This is a genomic window from Candidatus Binatus sp., assembly GCF_036567905.1.
GTDB lineage: Bacteria > Desulfobacterota > Binatia > Binatales > Binataceae > Binatus.
Genome location: NZ_DATCTO010000084.1, coordinates 1 through 24282 on the forward strand (window position 1 = coordinate 1; position 24282 = coordinate 24282).

The 24282-nt window shown below is 62.9% G+C and carries 19 protein-coding genes; 10 read left to right on the forward strand and 9 right to left on the reverse strand.

The window, feature by feature from the left end; all coding sequences use genetic code 11:
• Window positions 1-354 (reverse strand): 4Fe-4S dicluster domain-containing protein (locus tag VIO10_RS12805; protein WP_331964730.1); only part of this gene is annotated, 354 nt, incomplete at its 3' end.
• Window positions 355-427: 73 nt separating this feature from the next.
• Window positions 428-2020 (reverse strand): PQQ-binding-like beta-propeller repeat protein, encoded by a 1593-nt coding sequence (locus tag VIO10_RS12810; RefSeq protein ID WP_331964732.1) that lies wholly within the window; start codon window positions 2018-2020, stop codon window positions 428-430.
• Window positions 2021-2395: 375 nt separating this feature from the next.
• Here VIO10_RS12810 and VIO10_RS12815 point away from each other — a divergent pair, with 375 nt between their 5' ends.
• A complete protein-coding gene (locus tag VIO10_RS12815) occupies window positions 2396-3403 on the forward strand; it encodes an aldo/keto reductase (protein ID WP_331964735.1) in 1008 nt (335 codons plus the stop codon).
• An 18-nt stretch (window positions 3404-3421) separates the two neighbouring features.
• On the opposite strand, the gene VIO10_RS12820 is transcribed toward VIO10_RS12815, so the two are convergent.
• Window positions 3422-4264 (reverse strand): SDR family oxidoreductase, encoded by an 843-nt coding sequence (locus VIO10_RS12820; RefSeq protein WP_331964738.1) that lies wholly within the window; start codon window positions 4262-4264, stop codon window positions 3422-3424.
• A 441-nt stretch (window positions 4265-4705) separates the two neighbouring features.
• Between VIO10_RS12820 and VIO10_RS12825 the strand changes: the two genes are divergently transcribed.
• From VIO10_RS12825 to VIO10_RS12855, 7 genes are all read left to right on the forward strand, one after another.
• Window positions 4706-5191, forward strand: a complete 486-nt coding sequence (locus VIO10_RS12825; RefSeq protein WP_331964741.1) for a hypothetical protein — start codon at window positions 4706-4708, stop codon at window positions 5189-5191.
• A gap of 233 nt (window positions 5192-5424) precedes the next feature.
• Window positions 5425-7554 carry an excinuclease ABC subunit UvrC gene (uvrC, locus tag VIO10_RS12830; protein WP_331964744.1) on the forward strand — a complete coding sequence of 710 codons (2130 nt, stop codon included), beginning with the start codon at window positions 5425-5427 and terminating at the stop codon, window positions 7552-7554.
• 152 nt (window positions 7555-7706) lie between these two features.
• Entirely contained in the window at window positions 7707-10340 is a 2634-nt protein-coding gene (locus VIO10_RS12835; protein WP_331964747.1) for a DNA internalization-related competence protein ComEC/Rec2, read from the forward strand.
• Window positions 10341-10433: 93 nt separating this feature from the next.
• On the forward strand, window positions 10434-11579 hold the full coding sequence (locus VIO10_RS12840) for an acyl-CoA dehydrogenase (RefSeq protein WP_331964750.1): 1146 nt from the start codon (window positions 10434-10436) through the stop codon (window positions 11577-11579).
• A gap of 12 nt (window positions 11580-11591) precedes the next feature.
• Window positions 11592-13226, forward strand: coding sequence for a methylmalonyl-CoA mutase family protein (locus VIO10_RS12845; RefSeq protein ID WP_331964753.1), 1635 nt, complete (start codon window positions 11592-11594; stop codon window positions 13224-13226).
• 2 nt (window positions 13227-13228) lie between these two features.
• Window positions 13229-13633: a cobalamin B12-binding domain-containing protein gene (locus VIO10_RS12850; RefSeq protein ID WP_331964757.1), complete on the forward strand. Its 405-nt coding sequence runs from the start codon at window positions 13229-13231 to the stop codon at window positions 13631-13633.
• 6 nt (window positions 13634-13639) lie between these two features.
• A complete protein-coding gene (locus tag VIO10_RS12855; protein ID WP_331964760.1) occupies window positions 13640-14797 on the forward strand; it encodes an acyl-CoA dehydrogenase family protein in 1158 nt (385 codons plus the stop codon).
• 32 nt (window positions 14798-14829) lie between these two features.
• On the opposite strand, the gene VIO10_RS12860 is transcribed toward VIO10_RS12855, so the two are convergent.
• The 3 genes from VIO10_RS12860 to VIO10_RS12870 form a co-directional block, all read right to left on the reverse strand.
• Window positions 14830-15567, reverse strand: a complete 738-nt coding sequence (locus VIO10_RS12860; protein WP_331964763.1) for a tyrosine-protein phosphatase — start codon at window positions 15565-15567, stop codon at window positions 14830-14832.
• Between the two features lie 103 nt (window positions 15568-15670).
• Window positions 15671-17683, reverse strand: coding sequence for an ABC transporter ATP-binding protein (locus tag VIO10_RS12865; RefSeq protein WP_331964766.1), 2013 nt, complete (start codon window positions 17681-17683; stop codon window positions 15671-15673).
• Between the two features lie 10 nt (window positions 17684-17693).
• Window positions 17694-19565 (reverse strand): ABC transporter ATP-binding protein, encoded by a 1872-nt coding sequence (locus VIO10_RS12870; RefSeq protein WP_331964768.1) that lies wholly within the window; start codon window positions 19563-19565, stop codon window positions 17694-17696.
• Between the two features lie 178 nt (window positions 19566-19743).
• Here VIO10_RS12870 and VIO10_RS12875 point away from each other — a divergent pair, with 178 nt between their 5' ends.
• Window positions 19744-20550 (forward strand): enoyl-CoA hydratase-related protein, encoded by an 807-nt coding sequence (locus tag VIO10_RS12875; RefSeq protein WP_331964771.1) that lies wholly within the window; start codon window positions 19744-19746, stop codon window positions 20548-20550.
• A 14-nt stretch (window positions 20551-20564) separates the two neighbouring features.
• On the opposite strand, the gene VIO10_RS12880 is transcribed toward VIO10_RS12875, so the two are convergent.
• Window positions 20565-21569, reverse strand: a complete 1005-nt coding sequence (locus VIO10_RS12880) for an LLM class flavin-dependent oxidoreductase (RefSeq protein ID WP_331964774.1) — start codon at window positions 21567-21569, stop codon at window positions 20565-20567.
• Between the two features lie 436 nt (window positions 21570-22005).
• Here VIO10_RS12880 and VIO10_RS12885 point away from each other — a divergent pair, with 436 nt between their 5' ends.
• Window positions 22006-22767, forward strand: coding sequence for an alpha/beta hydrolase (locus tag VIO10_RS12885; RefSeq protein ID WP_331964777.1), 762 nt, complete (start codon window positions 22006-22008; stop codon window positions 22765-22767).
• A 17-nt stretch (window positions 22768-22784) separates the two neighbouring features.
• Here the strand turns inward: VIO10_RS12885 and gspN are convergent, their stop codons facing one another.
• On the reverse strand, window positions 22785-23624 hold the full coding sequence (gspN, locus tag VIO10_RS12890) for a type II secretion system protein GspN (protein WP_331964780.1): 840 nt from the start codon (window positions 23622-23624) through the stop codon (window positions 22785-22787).
• A 13-nt stretch (window positions 23625-23637) separates the two neighbouring features.
• On the reverse strand, window positions 23638-24282 hold the full coding sequence (gene gspM, locus VIO10_RS12895; RefSeq protein WP_331964783.1) for a type II secretion system protein GspM: 645 nt from the start codon (window positions 24280-24282) through the stop codon (window positions 23638-23640).

Below are 24282 nucleotides of genomic sequence, written 5' to 3' on the forward strand. Positions count from 1 at the left end.
AGCTTCGTCGGTGATCTTGACGCCGAGCGCGTCTTCGACCAGTGACGAGTCGTACATCCGGATCGCGTCGTAGTCGGTCAAAAGCGAGCAAACCTCGACGCAGATGTAGCATCCGATGCATTCCTGGAAACGGTCCTGCACTGGCTGCACGCCGCGTCCGGGCACGCTGCCGTTTTGCAGATACTCGATGCAATTGACGGGGCAGAACTCAGGACATTTGCCGCACGGGAAGCACAGGTTCACGTCCATGAACGCGACTTCGCGCGGGCGCTTTTTCTTTTGTCCGACTTCTTCAGGAGTCTCGGGGATACGGTCTTCCTTGAGACGGCGCTTGATGATGTCGATGGCGCTCATACTTTTACAGTCACACTTTTTCGGCGAGCCCGGTCAAGCGGGCTCGGGGGAAGAGTGAAAAAATGAAAATTTCTTATCTGATGGCGAAGATGCGGCCGGTCGAGGTCCCGACGTACAGCATCCCCGACGCCGACGACGCGGCCGTCGTGATCTTGCCGAAGCTTCGCGCCGCCCAGACGTAGCTGCCGTCGCCGGCGAGCACCGCGCCCACGTCGCCGGTGGCCGCATCGAACACGCCGTCGTAGCCAAGCGCGAACAGCCCGGCCTCGCCCGGTTTCAGCGTCGGATTTTGCCATCGGAGCTGACCGTCGGCGGAGACGCCGTAGATCGTATCGGCGCCGGCGAAGATTGTTCCCGACGGAGCCACCGCCGGTCCGGTGGTTACCGGATGCGCGGAGTTGACGTGCCAGATCAGATTGCCGGTTCCCAAATCGATCGCATACACGCCGCCGGCGGCCGAGCCCGCATAGACGACATCGTCGGCGTACGCAACCGATCCCGAAAATCCGCCGTCAGGCTCAAACGTCCAGACCACGGCGCCGTCTGCGGCAAGCGCCGTAACCGCGCCGCGCGACGCTCCCACCACGACTCCGTCCGGAGTCGTCGCGGCGGCAGTCACCGGTCCAACGCTCACGCGCCAATTGAGCGATCCCGTGGCGCCGACCGAGACGAGGTCGGCGCCCGCGGATGCGTAAATCGCGCGGTCGGTCGCGGCCAGCGGTCCAGCGCTCTGGCCAATTTCGAGATGCCAGAGCGTGGCGCCGTAGGGAGCGATCGCCGCAAGCTCCGACTTGGACGACATCGCGACCACGGTCCCGTCGGGCAACACGGCCAGCGACAGACCGTCGCCGTGGCGACGCATGGTTTCATTGCCGGCGGAATCCAGCCCGTGCAGCACGCCGTCACGGGTGATGAAATATATCGAGCCGTCGGCGCCGGTCGCGATTCGCCCGCGCAACTGGGCGCCCGAATCGAAGGTCCACATCAGAATGCCCGCACTGCGCGCCGATGGCGCGGGCGTACTCGAAGCCCCCGGCACCAAGGCGCCTTTGGGCGTGGGCGTCGCGGTAGGCACAGGAGTCGGGCATAGCGGGCAGGCGTCGACGTCCTGGTAAACGCCGATGCCAACCTGCTGACTGCTCACTCCTGAATTGCTCGCGAGAATACAGACGCATCCCGCAAATCCCGTCGTGTAGATGCCGCCCTGAGCCCCGGACGCAGGCGCTTGGAAGATAGTGTTGTCGGTGGAGGTCCAAAGCGTCAGCGGTCCCGCCGTGAGGTCCTGGTACTGGGTTTTAGATTTCTTCGTGAATTTACCGATTACATTGAATGCGACCGGGCCGCCGGTCGGCACGGCACTCGGGCCGGTGCTCAACACGGTGGTGCTGGTTGCTGCGGGACGCGGCGTCAACGTGGGCGTCGGTTGCTTCGGCGTGTGTGTGGGCGTGGCGGTGAACGTGGGCGAGGTCGGGGGGCCATTTGCGATCGTCATGGATTCGAGCGAAAAGCCCGGAGGGGGGCCTGGTCCACCCCCTCCGCCGTAGCCGTAGCCGCCGTAGCCGTAGCCGCCGTAGCCGCTGCCGCCGCCGCAACTGAGCATAATTGCTCCGAAGACGAACAATACGACCGGCGCTACCACCAGCCATTTGAGCCACCGCGAGAACATCAAGCTATGAGCTATGACGATGCCCGCGCGCGCTGTCAAGTTAAGCGGCGATTTTCGACCGAAATCTACGAGTTGATCTTAGCTTGCCCGAGTGCTGTGTCTGAAGTTCGCGATGATGGCGGTTGTTGAAATAAAAAATGGCGGGCATATGAAGAGGGGGGGACCCTTCAATGCCCGCCTGTTCGTAGCAGCCCGTCCGCTTACGCAGCGGACGGAATCCGGTTGGGTGGGAGGAATGTCCGACCGGAGGGTGCCAGAGCCGTTTGCACCCATTTATTGAGACGATTCATTTCGGCGATTATTCAAAGTCGAAAATTTTAATTTGTATGCGCCAATGGTCGTACTAGACTCGGTCGCGGAGGATTGGAAAAAGCCATGGAATATCGGCGATTAGGCGGTACCGGACTCAAAGTTTCGGAACTTTGCCTTGGCTGCATGACGTTTGGACGCGAAACGGATGAAGCTACGGCGGGAAAAATTCTCGATCGGTTCATCGAGGTTGGCGGTAATTTCCTCGACACCGCGAATGTTTATGCGGCGGGCGCGTCGGAGGAAATTCTCGGGCGAATTGTCGGCCAGCGGCGAAAAGATTTGATTGTCGCGACCAAAGTCCGCTTCAACGCCAATGTTTTCATGGGCAAAACGGTGGCGCCGAATCAAATTGGACTCTCGCGCGGGCATATCATGTCGGAGGTCGAAGCCAGTCTGCGGCGGCTGAAAATGGATTACATCGATCTCTACCAGGTGCATTCGTGGGACTTCGAAACGCCGATCGAAGAGACGATGCGCGCACTCGACGACCTCGTGGGTCAAGGCAAGGTCAGATATATCGGAGCGTCGAATTTTACGGCGTGGCAACTGATGAAGAGTCTGTGGGTCAGCGATAAACACGATTTCGCGCGTTTTGACTGCCTGCAGCCCCAATACAGCCTGATATCGCGCGAGATCGAGCGTGAGCTACTGCCCTTGTGCCGCTATGAGAGCGTCGGGGTGATTCCGTGGAGTCCGCTCGGCGGTGGATTTCTCACCGGCAAGTATCGTTCGGGACAGCACCCGCCCAAGGACAGCCGCCTGGCCAAGCTGGATATGTGGAATCGGCTCGCCGACGAGCGAAACTACTCGACCCTTGAAGCCGTCGAGCGCATCGCGAAGGAACGAGGCCGTACTATCTCGCAGGTCGCGCTGGCGTGGGTGAATCAGCAGCCCGGCGTCAGTTCGGTGATTTACGGCGCGCGAACCGAGGAGCAGAACGAGCAGAACCTGGGCGCGATCGGACTTCGGCTCGAGGCTGCGGAAGCCGCGGCGCTCGACAAGGCCAGCGCGTTGCCGCTCGAGTATCCCAATGCGATGCAGGCGCGGCTGCCCGGCTACCCGCGCATCTAAACAAGCGCCGCAGCGCCGTCAACCCTGGAACGACGGGCCGAGGAAGCCGGCTGGCGGGATCGCCGACGGCATGCTTTCTCCGCCCGCGCCTGAGAACTGGCTGCCGACCGTCAGTCCGCCGTCAACGATCATCGCCTGTCCGGTGACGAATACCGAATCGTCGCTGGCCAGGTAGAGCGCCATCCCGGCGATATCCTCCGGATGGCCCGCGCGCGGGATCGGCTGACCCTTTACCATCCATTGTTCCATCGCTTCTTTCACACCCGGCACATTGCGATGCAGGATCGGCGTATTGATGATGCCGGGACAGATGCAATTGACGCGGATTTTATCCTTGGCGAATTCCAACGCTGCCGAGCGCGTCAGATTCACCACCGCGGCCTTCGCCGCGCAGTAGGCGTGCAGTCCGGCGACGCCGCGGATGCCTGCGATCGACGCAGTCGAGATTATGGAACCGCCGCCGGCTTTTCGCAGCTCGGGCGCCGCATGCTTCATTCCCAGGAACACGCTGCGCAACAGCACCGCCTGACTGTTGTCCCAGTCTTCGACGGAAATTTGTTCGAGTGATCCGACCGCGCCGCCGATTCCGGCGTTGTTGTAAATGATATCGAGCCGGCCGAATTCCTTGACGGCGCGCGCGATGAGCGCCTTGATTTCAGCTTCGGCGGAGACGTCGGTCTTCTGGAAGACCGCGCGCCCGGCGTTCTCCTTGCAATCGCGGACCGCGGCCTGGCCGCCTTCGTCGTTAAGGTCCGCGATCACAACCGCCGCGCCTTCGCCCGCGAACCTGATTGCGGTCGCGCGCCCGATTCCACTTGCCGCGCCCGTAATAACCGCCACTTTGCCGTCAAGCCTGCCCATTTCAGAATCCCTCTGCCTAAAAGATTACGATGGCACGCAACGCGCGTGACACGCATCGAGCTAAGTAGCAGACCCCGCCTCGAAGCGGGTAGCGGTTGCCAAGCCGCTGGTGAGAGACCGCTCGAAGCGCCGGGCGCAACTTCCCGCCAGACAGCGGATACTTGGCGCCCCCATTGATATACTAGGCGCGACGATGGCCCCGGAAGACGAAAACAAAAAGCGCGGAGCAAACGAAACCCCGCCTGAACCGGATGTCGGCGAGCCCACCGGCCCGCAGTAGTTGCGTGCCCAGCAGATGCGAAACCGGCCCCTCGCGGCACCGCTGGAAAGACCGCGGACCAAAACCGGCTAAACCCTTGCCCAGAGAGGTGCTCCGGCCTATACGGGAGTTGGAATCGTAGAGTCAAAACGGAAATCCCGGTTTAGTTAAGGGAGTGCGCTATGAACTCAAAAAGTACTTTCGGAGTGTTGCTGATAGCTGCTGCGGTGATCGCTTGTGCGGTCCCGGCCGCCTATTGCCAGGGAATGGGAGGCGGCATGGGCGGCGGTCGCATGTACAATCCGAGCACTGAAACCACCGTCAACGGGACGGTCGAGCAAGTCAGAACGATCTCTGGCGGGCGCGGTTGGGGAGGGGTTCACCTCGACCTCAAAACCGAATCCGGCACACTCGACGTTCATTTGGGGCCTTCCGCCTATTTGTCATCGAAGGGCTTCCAGTTTGCCAAGGGTGATAAGGTTGAGGTGACGGGTTCGAAAGTGACGGTCCAAAGTCACGAAGCGATCATCGCCCGCGAAGTGAAGGAAGGTGGCAAGGTGCTCACTTTGCGCAATGCTCAAGGAATTCCACAATGGTCTGGCGGGCGGCGCGGCGGCGGCCTCGGAATGGGGCGTGGCAAGGTCATCGCGCCTTCACCTGCGCCCTAGTGTCGCGTTTCGGTAGTAAGTTCAGCATTGTCGATGCTGCGTTTGATCTTACCAGTGGTCCTGATCGACACGAAGGGTTGGGCGTTGTCATTCGAGTTTAAATCTGAATTGAAACGCGTTCGGTAACAGCCCGCGCCTTAGCGAGGCTTGGTCACCTTCCCGCCTCGAATCACCCGTGGCTTTAACGGGTTGTAGCCGCGCCGGAGCGTCGTTTCGGGATAATAGCCTTGACAATGCCTTCGGAAGACGAAAACGAAAAGCGCGGAGCAAACGAAACTCCGCCGCAACCGGCTGGCGGCGAGGCGACCGGCCCGGCTTACGGCTCGCTGATCGAGTATCCCAAGGACGCGCCGGCGCAGATCGGGCAGACCGCGGACTGCGATGCGCGCGCAGTCGGGGACGAAGCGGCCTCAATCGAGCAAAAGTTGGAGGCTGCCGCGACCGAGCCGGGCGTCTATCTGCTTCGCGATCGCGCCGGCAAGGTGCTTTACGTCGGCAAGGCCAAGTCGCTGCGCTCCCGCGTGCGCGCATACTTCCGCGACGGCGGCGACGGCCGCTTCCAGATTCGCTTCCTGATGCGGCGGGTGCGCGACTTCGACACGATAGTCACCGCGAGCGAGAAGGAGGCGCTGATCCTCGAAAACAATCTGATCAAGCAGTACCGGCCCAAGTACAATATCCGCCTCAAAGACGATAAATCCTACCTGAGCGCGAAGATCACCAATCACCCGTGGCCGCGAATCACGGTCACCCGCAAGATCGTCAAGGACGGCGGGCGCTACTTCGGCCCGTTCGGTTCGGCCGACGGACTGCGCGAGACGATCGACGTCATCCGCAAAGTCTTTCCGCTGCGCACCTGCACCGACGCGGTGTTCCGCAATCGCTCGCGGCCGTGCCTGGAATATCAGATCAAGCGATGCCTGGGGCCGTGCTGTTTGCCGGTCGATCGCGAAGAGTACGGCCGTCATTTGCACGCGGCGCAGATGCTGCTCGAGGGGAAAAATCTCGAGCTGCTCCGCGAGATGCGCGATCTGATGAAGGATCACGCTTCCCGCCTCGAGTTCGAGCAGGCCGCGCGAATCCGCGACCGCGTGCGCGCGATCGAAAAAACCGTCGAGCGGCAAACCGTGCTGCATCACTGGGGAATCGACCAGGACGTGTTCGGAATCTACCGCGAGGGCGGCTTCATCGAGGCGATCGTTCTAATCGTCCGCGGCGGAAAGCTGACCAGCACCCAGGGATGGAGCTTTCAGGACCTGGAATTCCCGGTTCACGAAATTCTTTCCGATCTGCTGACTCAGTATTACTCGGGAGCGCGCAATATTCCCGACGAAGTGATCGTGCCGGTCGAACTGGAGGACGCCGCCGTGCGCGCGGAGCTGCTCTCAGAGCGGCGCGGCAAGAAATGCGAAGTGTTTCAGCCGCAGCGCGGCGAGAAGCTCCGGCTGCTCGAAATGGCGATGGACAACGCGCGCCAAAGCTTTGCCTCGCGGCGCGACAACGAGAAGACCCGCGAGCAGATGCTCGAGGATCTGCGCGCCAAGCTCGGTCTGCGCAACACGCCCAAGCGGATGGAATGCTACGACATCTCAAATCTGCAGGGCTCGATGGTGGTCGGGTCGCAGGTGACGTTCGACGAAGGCGAGCCGCAAAAGAATCTCTACCGCCGGTACCGGATTCGCAGTTTCGAAGGCCAGGATGACTTCGCCAGCATGTACGAAGTCTTGAAGCGCCGGCTCCAACGCGCGGTGCGCGAAAACGAATACCCCGATTTGTGGGTCATCGACGGCGGCAAGGGACAACTGAACGTCGCACTCGAAGTGATCCGCGAGTTCAAGCTTGCCGATCAGATCGATTGCGTGTCGTTGGCCAAGCAGCATGTGCTGAACGACCGGCGCGGAAAAGAAGTGAAGAAATCCGAGGAGCGCGTCTTCGTTCCCAGGCGCAAGGATCCGATCGTGCTGCCGAAAAATTCTACCGCGCTGTTCCTGCTGGTGAGGATTCGCGACGAGGCGCATCGATTCGCGATCACCTACAACCGCGAACTAAGGCGCCGCGCACGGTTGCGCTCGGTCCTGGACGATATCGAGGGAGTCGGCCCGGTGCGCCGGCGCGCGATGCTCCGCCATTTTGGCAGTCTCAAACGGATTCGCGAGGCGACCACCGACGAGATTGCGGCAGTGAAGGGACTCAATCGCGAACTTGCCGCCGAGATTCGCCGCCATCTCGACGAAATGACGGCGCTGCTCGACGTCGAAGAATCCGCCGACTCCGCGGATCAACCGGCTCTTCCGCTCGCTTCATCGGCCATTTCCCCGGATAACGCCGGCGCTCGAGTCAACGACACATCCGCCCGCGATTGACGCGAAAGTTCCCCGGAGCACACATCGTTGGTCGTGCTACTTGCTTGTGTCGGCGCATAATCTATAAGTCAACATAGACCTCACGCCGCCGCTGATGCGCGAAGGAGTGCGTAGCTATCGCTGCGGGAGCACTTTCCGGAAAACGCGCCGCATTGCGACCTGTCGGACTGGACTCGATCAGGCCCCGCGAGATTTTACCCCCGGTCCCGGCAGTCAGCCCGCTTGAGCGGATCGCGCCGATCTACGCGGTCGCGATTTCCATAGCCGCCGGCGATGCGCTTGGCAATTTTCACATCGCGATTCCACTGTCGCTTGCGCTGGCGGTCGCCGCATTAGCGCTCGGCGCGTTTCTGGCCGCTCGACGGACGCTCGGCCTTGCGGCGGCATACGTCGCGCTTGCACTGAGCGCGACAGTAGCGGTGGCGAACGTACTCGATCCGCCGCACGCGGCGCACGACGTCGCCACGATGGCGGACGATTCGCGAATTACGATCGAAGGACACCTGTATCGCGAGACCGAGCGCGTAGCTTACGGCGATCGGTTGTACGTCATGGTCGAGCGGGCTGCCGAGCATGGCGGCGCCATGCTGCCGTCGCGCGGCAATGTCCGAATCGCGGTGCTCGGTGGTGGCAGCTTCAAGCTGGGCGACGAAATCAGGCTGAGCGCGCGAATTCATTTTCCGCGCAACTACGGGAATCCGGGCGAGTTCGACTACGCGGGACTGATGGCGCGCGAGGGCATAGACGCGACGATGACCGCGCCGAAAGGATCGCTCGGCTCAGTGCGATTTCAAATCATCGGGCATCGTTCGAGCTTCCCGTCGAGCCAGATTGAATCGATAAGAACTCACATCGGCGAGTTCTTCGATCGCAACCTTGCTTATCCTGAAAACGCCGAGATGCGCGCGCTCGTGATCGGCGATCAAGGCGAAATCGGCGAGCCGCTTCGACAGACATTCGCGCGCACCGGGATGGCCCATTTGCTGGTTATCTCGGGACTGCATTTGAGCATCGTGGCGGCCGCGATGTTCGCCGTGGCGCGGCTTGCGATGATGCTGTTTCCGGGGCTGGCAAACCGCGGCTATGCGAACAAGGTGGCCGCGATTGCCGCGATGGTGGCGGTATGCGCGTACGCGTCGATCGCGGGGCATCATGTGTCCACGATGCGCGCGCTGGTGATGGTGCTGGCGTATATGCTGGCCGTGGCGATCGATCGTTCCCGCGAGGCGATCGCGTCGTTGGCTCTGGCTGCGATTGTGATTTGCGCCGCGCTTCCCGGTTCGACCGCCGACATCGGGTTTCAGCTCTCGTTTGCGTCGGTAATTGCGATCATACTCGGGATGCGCCGGTTTGCCGCCTGGTTCGCGCGCCGCAAACGCATCGGGAGGCTTCGCGGCGAACCCTCGTCGCCACGATGGCGATTTCTGGAAGGTCCCGCAGGCTATCTCGCGGTGTCGTTCTGGGCGATGGTCGGGACGGCGCCTCTCACCGCGTATCACTTCAACCAGTTCGCGGTTGTTGGCCTGGTCGCGAACGCGGTGGTGGTGCCGATCATGGCATTCGGCGCCACGATCAGCGGACTGGTTGCCGCCGCGTTGAGTTTCGTTTCGGAGCCGACGGCACGGCCGATACTGCTGTTCGGCGCGCACGCGCTTGCGGCCGGCAACTGGCTGGCGGCCCGGTTCGTCGCCTGGCCGTTGGCGTGGTTCCGTATCTTCACGCCGACGATTCTCGAACTCGCAATCGCGTATGGATTGCTGATGATTTGGCTGCTCGCTCCGCTTGCCGCGGCGATAACCGGCAAGCGAGCGCGCGACGATCGGACTGGCGAGGACGGTCTGAACGGCGCTCCGGTTAAGCCCGGATTCGGATGGCATGCGCGATGCGCCATCGCGCTGGCAATTGTCCTGATAGTTGACGCGGGATGCTGGACCTACGACCGCTTCTTCAATCCCGATCTGCGCGTGACGTTCCTCGCGGTGGGGGAGGGCGACGGCGCGGTGGTGCGATTTCCCGGCTCGCGCGTGATGGTGATCGATGGCGGTGGCTCCTACGGCGGCTTCGACGTGGGTGAGCGAATTGTCGCCGCATATTTATGGTCGCAAAAAATCATGCACGTCGATTACCTTGCGCTCAGTCATTCCGACCTGGACCACTTCGGCGGTCTGGATTTTATCGCCATGAACTTCGCGCCACGCGCGTTCTGGACCACGGGAGTGGCGAGCGCCGACGTGAGCTACGCACGCCTGATGGACGACCTCTCGCGCGCCAAAATTCCGATGGTGCAGGTGGGCGAGACGGCGCCGGTCGCGGCGATCGGCGGGGTTGCGATTTCGTCGCTCAACGGCGACGCCGGCGCCACGAGGAAGCAGAACAACAGCTCGATGCTGTTGCGATTCAGCTTCGGCAGGATGTCATTGCTGTTCACCGGCGATATCGAGTCGGCCGGCGAGCACGCGATGATCGAGAGGCGCGGCGATCTTCACGCGACGATGCTCAAAGTGCCGCACCATGGCAGCGCGAGTTCCTCGACGCCGGCATTCATTGCGGCGGTGCATCCAGAGGCTGCGGTGATCTCGGACGGATATTTGAATTATTTTCATTTTCCGTCGGCCGCCGTCGTCGAACGTTACGTGGAAGCGGGCGCCATCGTAATGCGCACCGACCTGGACGGCGCCGTGATGGTCGATGCCACACCCGATCGGATGACCGTACGAACTTTCCGTGCGCGCCGTGGCGATCCGATCCACCTCGTGCTGCCAGCGCCCGCCGCCGCCCCGCATTAGTGAACGCCGCGCTCCGTTGTCGCGCGCGGCCACTGCGGCGGGCGCGCGGTTCTATCGACCCGGCCCATCGCTCTACGCTAGATATGGAGCGAGATGGATCTCGAACTCACCGGATCGCAGCGCGGCGCCCGCGACGTTGCCCGCCGCTTCGCCCGCGAAAAGCTTGGACCGATCGGGGTCGAGGCCGACCGCGCGCATCGCTATCCCGCCGAAGCGATCGACGAACTCGCCCGGCTCGGGATGCTCGGCATATTCCTGCCCGAACAATACGGCGGCGCGGGCCTCGATCACGTTGCGTACTCGCTGGTGCTCGAGGAACTCGCGGTCGAATGCGCTTCGACGGCAGTTATAATGTCGGCGCACTGTTCGCTTGCGTCGTGGCCGATTCTAGGGCTCGGCACCGCCGGGCAAAAAGATCATTTTCTGCCGAAGATGGCGACCGGCGCCTGGCTGGGATGCTTCGCGCTGACGGAACCGGAGGCCGGCTCCGACGCGGCGGGTCAGAAGACGCGCGCGGTGCTCGACGGCGACTCGTACGTGATCAACGGCACCAAGAATTTCATCACCAACGCGCCGCAATCGAAGGTCGCGATCGTGTTTGCGATGACCCAGCCCGACAAGGGCCATCGCGGGATCAGCGCATTTGCGGTCGAGACCGACACGCCGGGATGGGCCGTCACGCGGGTCGAAGACAAAATGGGAATTCACGGCGCGCATTCCGCGCAGTTGAGCTTTTCGGATATGCGCGTGCCGCGCGAGAATCTGCTGCTCGAGGAAGGGCAGGGATTCAAGGTCGCCATGAAAACGCTCGACGGGGGCAGGATCGGGATTGCGTCGCAAGCGCTCGGAATCGCGCGCGCGTCACTCGAGGCGTCGTTGAAATACGCCAGTGAACGCGTGACGTTTGGCAAGCCGATCGCGCAGTACCAGGCGATTCAGTGGAAGCTTGCCGACATGGCGGTCGAGATCGACGCCGCCCGCCTGCTGACGCATCGCGCCGCCACGCTGAAGGATCGCGGTGAGCCATGCACCAAAGAATCCGCGATGGCAAAGCTGTTCGCCGCTGAAACCGCGATGAAGTCCGCGACCGAGGCGGTGCAGATTCATGGCGGCTACGGCTACACCAAGGAGTTCAAAGTCGAGCGCTTTTTCCGCGACGCCAAGATCACCGAGATTTACGAAGGAACGTCGGAGATTCAGCGCCTGGTAATCGCGAGCAGCGTGCTCGAAAACCGGTGAGGATCGCGCACGGTGGGCAACAAGAAGAAATGGCGTGAGACGACCTACCAGCAGGCGAGCGAGCGCCCGGTCCGCTTCTCGACCGTGTCCGACATGGAACTCGAACCGCTCTACACGCCCGGCGACGTAACCGGCTCGTACGACGACGCGCTCGGCAACCCGGGCGAGTTTCCCTTCACGCGCGGTGTGTACGGCTCGATGTATCGCGGGCGGTTGTGGACGATGCGCCAGTTCGCCGGCTTCGGCCTTGCCGAGGACACCAACGCGCGCTTCCACTTCCTGCTCGGCCAGGGCCAGGACGGGCTTTCCACCGCGTTCGACATGCCGACGCTGATGGGCTACGACGCCGACCACGAACGGGCGCTCGGTGAAGTGGGACGCGAGGGTGTATCGGTCTCGACGGTTTCCGACATGGCGACACTGTTCGATCGAATTCCGCTCGACCGAGTCACCACCTCGATGACGGTGAATTGTTCGGCGTCGATCCTGCTCGCGATGTACCTGGTGGTGGCTGAGCGCAACGGAATTGCGTGGGAGCGCGTCGGCGGAACCATCCAGAACGACATGCTCAAAGAGTACATCGCGCAGAAGGAATGGATTTGCCCGCCGCGCCCGGCGCTGCGAATCGTCACCGACATGATCGAGTTCTGCGCGCGCAAAGTTCCGCGCTGGCATCCCGTGTCGATCTCCGGCTACCACATCCGCGAGGCCGGCTCGACCGCCGTGCAGGAGCTGGCGTTCACCATCGCCGACGGCATCTGCTATGTCGATGAGGCGATTAAGCGGGGGATCGGCGTCGATGAGTTCGCGCCGCGGCTGTCGTTCTTCTGGAATCTGCACAACGACTTTCTCGAAGAGATCGCCAAGCTCCGCGCCGCGCGCCGGATGTGGGCGCGAATCATGAAGGATCGTTTCGGCGCGATGAATCCGAAATCGATGATGCTGCGCACGCATGCGCAAACCGCGGGCGCGTCGCTGACCGCGCAGCAACCGGCCAATAACGTGGTCCGCGTGGCGATTCAGGCGTTGGCGGGAGTGCTCGGCGGAGTCCAGTCGCTGCACACCAATTCGATGGACGAGACGCTCGCGCTGCCCACCGAAGAGTCCGTGATGGTCGCGCTGCGCACCCAACAAGTCATCGCCGAAGAGACCGGCGTGACCAACACGATCGATCCATTGGGCGGCAGCTACGCGGTCGAGGCGCTGACGGACAGGATGGAACGCGAGGCGAACGGCTATATCCGGCGCATCGACGAGATGGGCGGGATGGTCAAGGCAATCGAGACCGGCTATCCGCAGCGCGAAATCGCCGAGGCCGCATTTCACTTTCAGCGGCAGCTGGAACAGGGAATCAAGACGGTGGTCGGGGTGAACAAGTATTCAATCCCCGAGGAGATTCCGATCGCGACGCTGAAGATCGATGCGGGGATCGAGGAGCGGCAGATTCAGCGCGTGCGCAAGGTCAAGCGCGAACGCAACTCCGTCGCGGTGAAGGAAGCGCTCGCCCGCGTCGCCCAGGCGTGCCGCTCCGGCGAGAACCTGATGGAACCGATTTGCGAGGCGGTGCGCCGCGATGCGACCGTCGGCGAGGTCTCCGACATCTTTCGCGCCGAGTTCGGCGTGTACAAAGACCCAGGCTGGATTTAGCGATGGCGGACAAGAGGCTCAGAATTCTGGTCGCAAAGCCCGGACTCGACGGTCACGATCGCGGTGCGAAAATTATCGCACGCGCGCTGCGCGACGGCGGCTTCGAGGTCATCTACACCGGGCTTCATCAGACGCCCGAAATGATCGCGGAGGCTGCGGTGCAGGAAGACGCCGACGCGGTCGGGCTGAGTATCCTTTCGGGCGCGCATATGACGCTGTTTCCCGAGGTGATGCGCCTGCTCAAGGAGCGCGGCGCCGGCGAGATCGCGGTTTTCGGCGGCGGGATTATTCCTGACGACGACGCCGTCAAGCTCAAGCAGATGGGTGTGCGCCAAATCTTCACCCCCGGCGCGTCAACTGAAGACATCGTCAAGTGGGTGCGCGAGAATGTCGCCCCTCGCACTTAAGCTGATATGAATTTCGATCTGACTGAAGAGCAGCGGCGCATCCGCGAAACGTTGACCGATTTCGCCGAGCGCGAAATCAAGCCGCATTCGACCAGCTGGGACAAGGAGGAGACCTTCCCGCGGCATATCGTCGAGCAGCTTGGCCGGCTCGGCTTTCTCGGCGTCTCATTTCCGGAAAAACTCGGCGGCGGCGGTGCGGACAGCCTCTCCCAGGTGCTCGTCGTCGAAGGGCTTTCGCGCTACGACGCGTCGATCGGGCTCACCTGCGCCGCGCACATGGCGCTCTCGACCGGGCACATCGCCGCTTTCGCTTCCGACGAGCAGCGCGATCGCTACGTTCCCGCCATGCTCCAGGCCAGCAAGATCGGCGCGTGGTGCCTGACCGAGCCGAGCTCCGGTTCGGATGCGGCCGCGATGCGCACGAAGGCCACGCGGGTCGGCGACAACTATTCGATCACCGGCTCCAAGATGTTCATAACCAACGGCACGGTCGCCGACGTGTACGTGGTGATGGCGATAACCGACCCGTCACGCGGACGCGACGGCGTGTCGGCGTTCATCGTCGATCGCGGCGCGGCGGGACTCTCGACCGGAAGGAAAATCGAAAAGCTGGGGCTGCGCGCGTCCGATACCGCCGAGGTCATCTTTGAAAACGTCACCGTGCCGGCGCGCAACCTGGTCGGCGAACTCGGCGCCGGCTACAGACAGACGCTCAAGGTGCTCGAAGCGGGGCGAATCGGAATCGCCGGATTCGCGGCGGGAATCGCGCGCGGCGGATTCGAAGAAGCCCGCGCATACGCGCTCGAACGCGCGCAGTTCGGCAAGAAAATCGCCGAGTTCCAGGCGATCCAGTGGATGTTCGCGGACATGGCGACCAGAATCGACGCGTCGTGGGTGCTCATCTGCCGCGCCGCCGCGCTCAAGGATGCGGGCAAGCCGTTCGCGCGCGAGGCTGCGATGGCAAAGCTGTTCGCGTCGGAAACCGCGATGTGGTCAACGATCAAAGCCGTGCAGATCCACGGCGGCTACGGCTACGTCACCGATTTCCCGGTCGAGCGCTACATGCGCGACGCCAAGCTCTCGGAAATCGGCGAGGGCACCAGTGAAGTGCTGCGGATGATCATCGCCAAGTCGCTGCTGCGCGACGGCTACCTGCCCGCTTGATCGCTCGCTTGGACTGCGAGCGGCCGGCGCGCTCAATCTTCCAGCAGATTTTCCTGAATGATGGCGATTTCGCCGGGCGCGAGGCCGATCACCTCGCGCATGAAACCTTCGATGCCGCCGTTCTCATCGATGAGGTCGAAGAGCGGATCGAGTTGCGCGGCTGTGAGCGGAACCTTGGTGAAGACCAGGTTGCTTTCGAGAAAGTCGGCGACGATTCGATTGCGAGCGACCCCGAGCATCGACAGCAGCATCGCGGCGCCAACTCCGGTGCGGTCGCGGCCGGCGGAACAATGGAAGAGCAGCGGATAAACGTCGCGCTCGGCGAGCAGTTTGAAGAAGCGGCGCCAGTCGCGCCGAAAGCCCGTCACGAGCGCCAGATGATCGGGGCCGGTTTGAGCGGCGATTTCCGTGTAGCCCTGGTCGTTGAACCATTCGTCGCCCATTGGGATGTGTTCCCATCGCACGCCGAGGCGCGAAGCGGGCTCGGGCGCGCCCAGGTGTTTCACTTCGGCGCGGCTCTGGAGAGTGACGAGGGTGCGGAGCTTGAGCCGGCTGATGGGGCTTTCAGGCGGAACTTGGGCGAGATGCGATGAGCGGAATATCCGGCCGGCGCGGACGTGGCGGCGATTGGCGGCGGGATGACCACCGAGGTCGCGGAAATTTTGCCCGGCATAGGTGCGCAGCAGGTCGAAGTCGATGACGACGCGCGGCTTTTCAGTCTTTTCAGATCCTTCGATGGCGGCGTCGGTCGTTTTTCTATTATTCGGCAAGGGATCAATCCAACCGTGTGCGTCTCTCTCCGGCCAAGTTTAACAGGGCGCGCTGCTCCGGCAAAAGACGAACTATCCGGCGGGAGCAATCGGCCGGCTGGAGTCAGGCGGGGATTTCGGCGGCGGTTTGCGCCAGATAGGCCCGGTAGGCCAGGTTGGTCGCGAGCAGGTGTGCATGCGTCCCGGAGGCGGCGATCGCCCCGCTGTGAATGAAGAACACGCGGTCGCAAGCGGCCAGGGTGTCGGGGCGATGGGCGACGATGATGACGATTCGATCGCGAGCGAGCGCGGCCAGCGTTGTTATGAGATCGGATTCCGAGCCGGGATCGAGTGGCGCGGCCGGTTCGTCGAGTACGATTATTTCCGGCCGCCGAAGCAGGGCGCGCGCGATGGCGATTCGTTGTTTCTGTCCGACCGAGAGGCGCGCGCCACGGCGCCCGAGCATCGTCGAGTATCCGTCGGGGAGCCGATCGATAAATTCCGCCGCACCGGCCATCGCGGCCGCTTCGCGAACGTCGGCCATCGACGCGCCAGCGCTTCCGTAGCGGATGTTGTCCTCGATCGAAATCGAGAACAGCGACTCATTCTGAAATACGAATCCGACGCGTGCGCGAATCGAGTCGGGCGCAACGGCGCGCGAATCGACGCCGTCGAAGGCGATCGTTCCCGCCGACGGTTCGATAAAACGCGGGATCGAGCAGATGAGCGTAGTCTTGCCGCATCCGCTGGGTCCCGCCAGCGCAACCATCTGGCCGGCGCGCATCGACATCGTGACTCCGCTGAGCACGGTGGCAGTGCCGTAGCCCAGAGCGACGCCGCTGAATTCCAGGTTGCCGACGCGTCCGCCGAGTCCATCGTGGCCTGCGTCGGCGACCGGCTCAGGCAAGTTGTCGAGTACGCTATGCACCCGCCGGAGTCCCGCGACCGACGCCTGCATCGCGGCCCAGGTGTTGCCGATCGTGGCCATCGGACGGGCCAGCATCGCTGCGTAGCTCGCGAGCAGGACGATATCGCCGAGCGTCATCCGGCCCGCAATCACCTGCATCATAAGATAGTAGAGGCAGTATCCGATCAGCAGGCTACAGGCGGGAGCGAGCACGATCGCGAGCACAAATCCGATCGCGAGCATCCGGAGCGTCGCGCGATAGGACTCCCAGCTGGCGGTATCGACGGCGGCGGTCTCGCGGTTTTCCTGTCCGAATGCCTTGATGAGCAGGACCTGCGCGATGCGCTCCTCGAACGCCGCCATCACGTTGCTGCCGCTTTCGCGCATCGACTGGCTCTGGTTGCGCAGCGCGCGTCCAAAGAGGCTGCTGCCGATGGCGACCACGGGCAGAAAGAGAATCGCGACGACGACGATCACGGGCTGGTTGCTGAATTGTGCGGAAAGCACGATCAACGCCATCACGAACATCAACAGCGACATGATTGGCGCCAGCACGCCGCGATAAAATACCGGGCCGATCGACGCGCTGTCGTACATCACGCGGAAAACGGCGTCGCCAATTTTCTGATCGGCGTAAAGCGCCAGCGGCGAGCGTAAAAATCGCTCATAGATCGCGGTGCGCACCGACTGGTTCATCCGCTGCGTGAGATCGATCGTGACGCGCGCCTCGAGGTAGCCGAACAGACCGCTCCACAGGCTGCCGCCGTCGTTGGCGTCGTTGGCGGTGAGGCCGGCCTGGTCGAGGCCGCCGCTGGCCACGTCGGTGCCGAGCGAGTGCGCGTTCCCGGCGGCCATCCCGATCAAAATCACGGCCAGCACCAGAAACATCGTGACGGCGATGAGCAGAGAGGTCCGGCTGGCGCCGGCGATCGGAGTCAGAATGGCGGCTGGAATGCCGGTCAGCGGGTGGGCGTCGATCACGTTGTCGATGACGATTTTCAGCGGCCACGGCGTCATCAGAAAGAAGGTCAGCGAGACGAAAACCAGCGCGCATTTGATCGCAACAAGGCGGCGATAGCGGCTGATGAACGGCCAGCTCTTGGCGAGCAAGCGCCAGGCCTCGCGCCAAGTGAGCGGAGCCTGTTCGCCGGCGTAAAGAAGATTCGTGCGCGAGTCGCGCGGCGACGGCGCCGGGTCTGCGGCGGATGCGACGGCGTCAGGCGTTTTCACTTTTCACTTTTCACTGGCTCGCCTCGCGCACTGGGGTGTCGTCGAGGGCGGAGCCGTCGGCGGCAACGAGCCGACCGGCGGCAAGCTGGTAGATTCGGTCGGCGCGAGACGCAGTAGTGTGGCGATGCGTCGCGATGATCGCCATGCGCCGCCTGGGCGCCTCGTTGACCCAATCGCGCACGCCGCGCATTACGATCTCTTCGGTGGCTACATCCAGGGCCGAGGTCGGTTCGTCGAGCAACAGAATTGGCGCGTCGCGTAAAATCGCGCGTGCCAGGCCGAGCCGCTGCGCCTGCCCGGTCGAGAGTTTAGAGCCCTTCTCGCCGAGCATCGTGTCGAGGCCGGCCGGCAGCGAGCGAACGAAGTCACTGAGGCCTGCGCGGTGAATCGCTTCGGCAACTTCGGCGGTCGATGCGTTCGGGCGCCCGTACGCGAGGTTGTGGCGAAGGGTCGCGGTGAAGAGCGGATTTTCCTGCAGCGCGACGGAAAGCATGCCGCGCCACGCCGGAAGATCGAAGTCGCGAATCGGTTCGGTGTCGAGCAGGATGCTACCCGCCGTGGGATCGATAAATCTCACGATGAGCGAGATGATCGTGCTTTTGCCGGAGCCGCTGGGGCCGGCGATCGCGGTGATTTGCCCGACGCGAGCCTCGAGATTTGCGCCGGTGAGGACGGGCGTGCGCGGGTCGTAGCCGAAGGTCACGCGGTCGAAGGCCAGAACCGCCGCGGTCTTTGGCGGGATTCCACGGCCGCTGCTGGCGCTTTGCTCCGGCGTTTGGCGGATCATCTCGAGCACGCGCGATATCGCGACGACCACGTCCTGCATGCTGCCCCACAGGTCGGTGAGATTTCGCGCGCGCGCACTGACGCTGCCAAACAGCGCGAGCGAACCCTGGAACAGTCCCAGCGAAACGGCCGCGCGGGCGAGGCCCGCGGCGCCACCGGCCATCACTTCCCCGGCGCCGACGTACAGCGCCGCAACGTAAGCGAGACCGCGAACGGTGTTGGTCATGACACGGTATCGCGCGAGCATCAGGCGGGCGCGGCGGGCGGCAATGAATGCGTCCCAATTGTCGCGCGCGTAGGTATCCGCCTCGCCAGCCTCGGCGCCGAAGGCTTTGACAGTTTTGATCGACGCGAGGGTTTCTTCGATCCGCGTTGTGGCGCGCGCCGTCGTCTCGCGCTCACGGATGAAAGCGCGGCGCATCGAATCGCCGAACATCCACGCCAGCATAAGGTTGGCAGGGATCAGCACAACGGCGATCAGCGCCATCCGGTAGTCGTACCAGACCAGGTAAAGGATCGAGGCGGTGGCGACGGGAATGAAAATCAGCGGTTGAACGACCAAGCCGTTGATGACATTGGGAATCGCGGCGGAGTCCTGGAACATCCGGAAAATCGCGTCGCCGATCTTCTCCTCGGAATGAAAGCGCACGCTCAGTTCCTGCATGCGGGTGTACAGATTGACGCGGAAGAGACTGCTGATGCGCTGTAAAATCCACACCGCGTAGCCGAGAGTGAATGCGCTCACGATCAGGGCCGCAACCGCCGCAATCCCGCCGACAGTGCATGCATGAATCAGGACGATCCGCCGGTCCGCATGCAACGGCAGGTGAAGCATCCACGCCTGCGCGGGCGTCAGGGCGTTGCCATGACCGACGACGTCGAAGAAAACGCGCGTGAGGTCGAGCGCCAGCAGTCCGCCAAGCAGCAGCGGCAGCGTCGCCAGGAATAGATAGACGAAATGGCGGCGATAGGGGCGGATAAACGGCCACGCACGCGCGAGCAGGCGGAACACGTCGCGGGAGCGCAGTTGGCGAGCGTCGGGGAACGCCAACTCGCTTGCAGCGGGAGGCGCGGCGATGGTCGATTCAGCGTTCAATCGGATCGCAGTCTTATGACTCCTCTGTGTGCGCAAGGTCGGGAGTCTCGCAGGATCATAACGGCCCGCGAAACGCCGGGTAAAGGGGCGTGGCCGGCGACGACTGTTTGGTGGTAACTTCGCGGGGCCGCTGCGCGCTTGCGTGAGTTCGTCACAGCGCACGGAAAAGGAGCGCATCATGCCCGCGTTAATCTTCGAAAAACGGAATCACGTCGCCTATCTCACTCTCAACCGGCCCGAGGTCCACAATGCGCTGAATCCCGAAATGCTCGTCAGCCTCGCCGCGGCGTGGAAGGAGATCGACGGCGACGGCGCAATCAGGGCGACGATCGTGACCGGCGCGGGCAAGATCGCATTCTCGGCCGGCGCCGATCTGGGGCGCTTGATTCCGCTGTTGACCGGCGCGCGAAAGCCGCAGGACGAGTGGGATGCCAAGCTGCTCGCGGAGCGCAAGCTCGGCGACATCGCATTGCTGCGCGGCTACGACATGGACAAGCCGGTAATTTCCGCGGTCAACGGGTTTTGCATCGCGGGCGGAATGGAATTGATCGAGGCAACCGATCTTCGAGTCGCGGCGGAGAACGCGAGCTTCGGGCTGCAGGAGGTGAAGTGGGCGATCATCCCGGCGGCCGGCTCGCTGGCCCGGCTGCAACGCCAGATTCCATACTGCAAGGCGATGGAGATTCTGCTGACCGGCAACCGGATCGATGCGCAGGAGGCGTGGCGCCTGGGCCTGGTCAACTACGTCGTGGCGCAGGAAGAACTGATGGCGAAGGCGGAAGAACTCGCGGCGACAATCGCGCAGAACGGGCCGTTGGCGGTGCGGAAGATCAAAGAGGCGGTGCGGCGGACCTCGGGCCGTCCCTACGAGGAGGCGTTCAAAATCGAGAACGAAATTGCGCGCGAAGTGATGAGGTCCGAGGACGCGAAGGAAGGCCCGCGCTCATTCATGGAGAAGCGAAAGCCAAACTACCAGGGAAAGTAGATGGCGTCGGGCGTTTAAGCTCCCGCCAGCGCGCGCATCGTGTTTGGATAATCGCGCGATGCGGTGGCGGCCGGTCCGATCGGAAACACCACCGGATGCGTCACGCCGGCAGCGCGGAATCTCGCGACGAAATCGCGGCCAGCTTGAGCCTTGCCGAACACCGCGATCTTGCGGCACGACTCCTCCGTGATGGCTCTGGGAGCCTCGTCGCGCTTGGCCTCGCGCCAAAGCCGGCGCACCTCGTCGAACTCTGCCGCCAGACCGTAGCGCGCGAACATCTTGTTGTAGCTGTCCACGAACGCATAGCCGGCCAGCTCGCGCCGGAACGAATCGACGGCTTTGTCCTCTTCCTCGGTGATGCACATGCGGACGTAGATGCCCACGTCAACGGCGGACGGCTCGCGCCCCGCGGCGCGGGCGCCCTCATGGATATGCTTCACCATCGGCGCGATTGCCTCGGGCGGCGAGTAGTTCATCAAGACCCCGTCGGCAACTTCGCCGGCGAGTCGAAGCATCGGGGCATTGAGGGCCGCCAGATAAATTTTCGGCGGATGCGGCGCCGTGATTCGCATACCGAGGCGGAAATCAGACTTGTACACTTCGCCCTGGAACTTCGAGCGGCCCTCGGTGAACAACTGGCGCATGATCGTGACGCATTCGCGCATCGCGGTGACCGGCTTGCGATACGACGCGCCGTGCCATCGCTCGACGATTACCGGACTCGACACGCCCAGACCCGCGATGGCGCGGCCGCCGGATAGCTCGTTGATCGTCAGGAATCCCATCGCCATCGCGCCAGGCGTGCGAATTTGAATCGGTATGACTCCGGTGGCCAGCTCAGCTTTGCGGGTGTTGGCCGCAAGCGCGGCGAGACTGACGAACGCGTCGGGTCCGCTGACCTCCGCAACCCACAGCGAGGTGTAGCCGAGGTCCTCGGCCTCACGGATGAGTGCGAGGCGGCCGGCAAGCGGGCCGGCGTCGATGGAGGTCTGAAGGCCGAGTTTTTGGTTTGATGCCATCTGAAAGTCCTGTACCGGTTCAGTTTGCCAAGCTGACGAGCTGGGCTAGTGCGCGATTCTGATTGATCGAATGGAGCCGGAAAGGACAATTTATACCATCGGTAGTGGTTTTGGGACGGCTCTGCTCCAGGGCTAGCTTTGTTCCGTCAAAAATTACCCGTGGGCACGGATAGCCAGTGTTAAGACCCGTTGGCACGGGAGGCCAGTATTAAAAAAAGATGGCGAGCGTCGCTGGGTTGCGGGCGAGCGCGGCGAGTACGGGATATCCTGGCGGTTGACCATAGCGTATGTGTAGCACGCCAAATCCGCGGGGGTCAGGCTGAATAGTTCATCCCCAAAATCCGAAGTTCGCGCGAGTTTGATTTGTGCAGATTGTGCGGCTATTCGATTATGGCTGCAAGACAGACAGGCACAGCCCAACCAGGAGTGTTGAACGATGGCTTACTTCGATTCCAACGGTGTGCAGATTTACTTCGAGGAACACGGGGGCGGCGAGCCGGTGGTGCTGGTGCATGGCTTCGCCTCGCGCGCGGAGAATAACTGGGGCGCGACGAATTGGTTCACCGCGCTTGCACCGCATTACCGCGTCGTCGCACTGGATTGCCGCGGCCACGGCAAAAGCGGCAAGCCGCACGATTCCGCCGCGTACGGCGGCGAGACCATGGGCGAGGACGTGATCCGGCTGATGGATCATCTGGGAATCAAGCGCACGCTGATCATGGGCTATTCGATGGGCGGACGAATCGTGACGGGCCTGCTGATGTCGCATCCAGAGCGTTTGCGCGCGGCCGTGCTCGGCGGAATCGGGGCGGCGTCGGCGACGGCGCCATCTTTCAGCCGCAAACCGATCGTCGATGCGCTGCTCGCCGAAAATATCTCAGGAGTTACGGATCAGCGGGCAAGGGAGTTTCGCCAATTCGCGGAGAGCACCGGCAACGACTTGAAGGCATTGGCGGCGTGCATGGGCGCGGACCGCGAGGGTCTTATGGCCGAGCACATTGCGGCGAAGAAAATTCGCGTGCCGGTCATGATCGTAATCGGGACCAAGGACGTGCTGGTCGGTAATCCCACGCTGCTGCGCGATGCGATTGCGGGCAGCAAACTTGTGATGTTGGAAGGACGCGATCATTTGAGCGCTCCCGGCGACCAACATTACAAGGAGGCGGTGGCGGAATTCTTCAAGTCCGCGCCGGCGTGAGCGGCTATGTCAATCCGTCAGCTGATTCGCGGGTTGTTGAGCGTGCCGGTCAATCGATAGGGCTGCGGACCGGGGGGATGCGGCAGCATCGCGAGCAGGGCCGCCAACTGCGAGGCCGCGGCCGGAGCCGGGGAGAGAGTGAATTCGATCGCGAGTTCGCTTTGACCCGGGTCGGGCGCGAGCTGGATGGTGCCCACGGCGGTCAGCGCCAAGTCGCCGCCGCTGGTCTTCAATTCTTCTATTGTTAGCGTGCCTTGATCCAATTTGAACTTTGAATGCCCGTCGCCAAGTTGAATCGGCGAGGCCGCAAACGGCGACGTGAGCGTCAGTCCCGCGGCGCTCAATTCGCCGTCGCCGGTCTGGGCGGCGTCGCCGGAAGACAGCCACAGGTTGCCGCTGCCAGAAAGCGTGCCCGCGGCCGCCGCGCCGGGAATCGCGATCAGGCGCTGACTGGCTATATCCACGGAGTCGAGCTCGTAGCTGATAGCAGTGCCGCCGCCGCTGGGGCGCAGGGTGACGTTCACGACGCCGTCGTAGAGCGCGGCTTTTACCCGAACGCCGGGATGCAACGTCAGCATCGAGAGAAACGCGGGCGCGATCGTGACGGCCGGGCTCTCGATCAGCGGACCGGCAGACGCGGACCGGGTCGAACTCAGGCGGACGCCGGCCAGCCGGGCGCCGAAGGGAAAGCTGGCGCTCTGACTGGCGCTTGAAACCTCGAGGCCCATCGGCGCGAGGACCTTCGATAGAGTCGCGGAGTAGGGAAAGGTGGCAATCAGGTACGCGGTGAAAAGCGTCAGTCCGACAACTGCGTAACCGACTCGAACGAGACGGGTTCGTCGGTATTGCGCGGACAAATTCCCGGGCGCATCAGGTATTCTTGGCGAGCGCAACACAGGTGAGGTCAACGTCGTAGGAATGCGTGTCCTGGGTGCGGCGCTGGATGCGAATGTTCGAGACGCCGATCGGCATCGCCAGCGAAGTGACTCCGTAAAGCGCATCGATCAACTGCGCGAGATTCACGTTGTCCAGCTTCAACTGCACGCTGTACTCGGTGAACCCGTCGGTAAGCTTGCGATCGGAGCCGGGCGTGATCGATCCGATCTTCGCGCGTCCGACGCTCTTGGTCAGCGACGCTTCGACGACGGAAAACAGCGAGAAATCCTTGCCCAGCGGAACCGTGTGACGCTCGGCAGAGGCAAGCTCAGCCTTGAGCTGCGCATAAGTGGCGGCGAGCCGGCGAACTTCGGCGAGATCCTGTTGTCGTTGGACAATCTTGTTCCGCAGCCCCGAGCTCAGATCCACGATCGGCATGTAGATCAGGTTGTAGATGAGAAAAACACCGACCAGGCCGGCGGCGATTTGCACCAGGATGCGTTCGCGGGTCTCGAGTTTCTGGTAGCGGCCGCGCGCCTGCGCGATCAGCGGATCGACGAGAGTAGCGGCTTGCTTGAGATAAGGGCCGAGCAAATCCATTGCTCGCGCGCGCAAATTGTCGATCCATTCTCTAAGCAT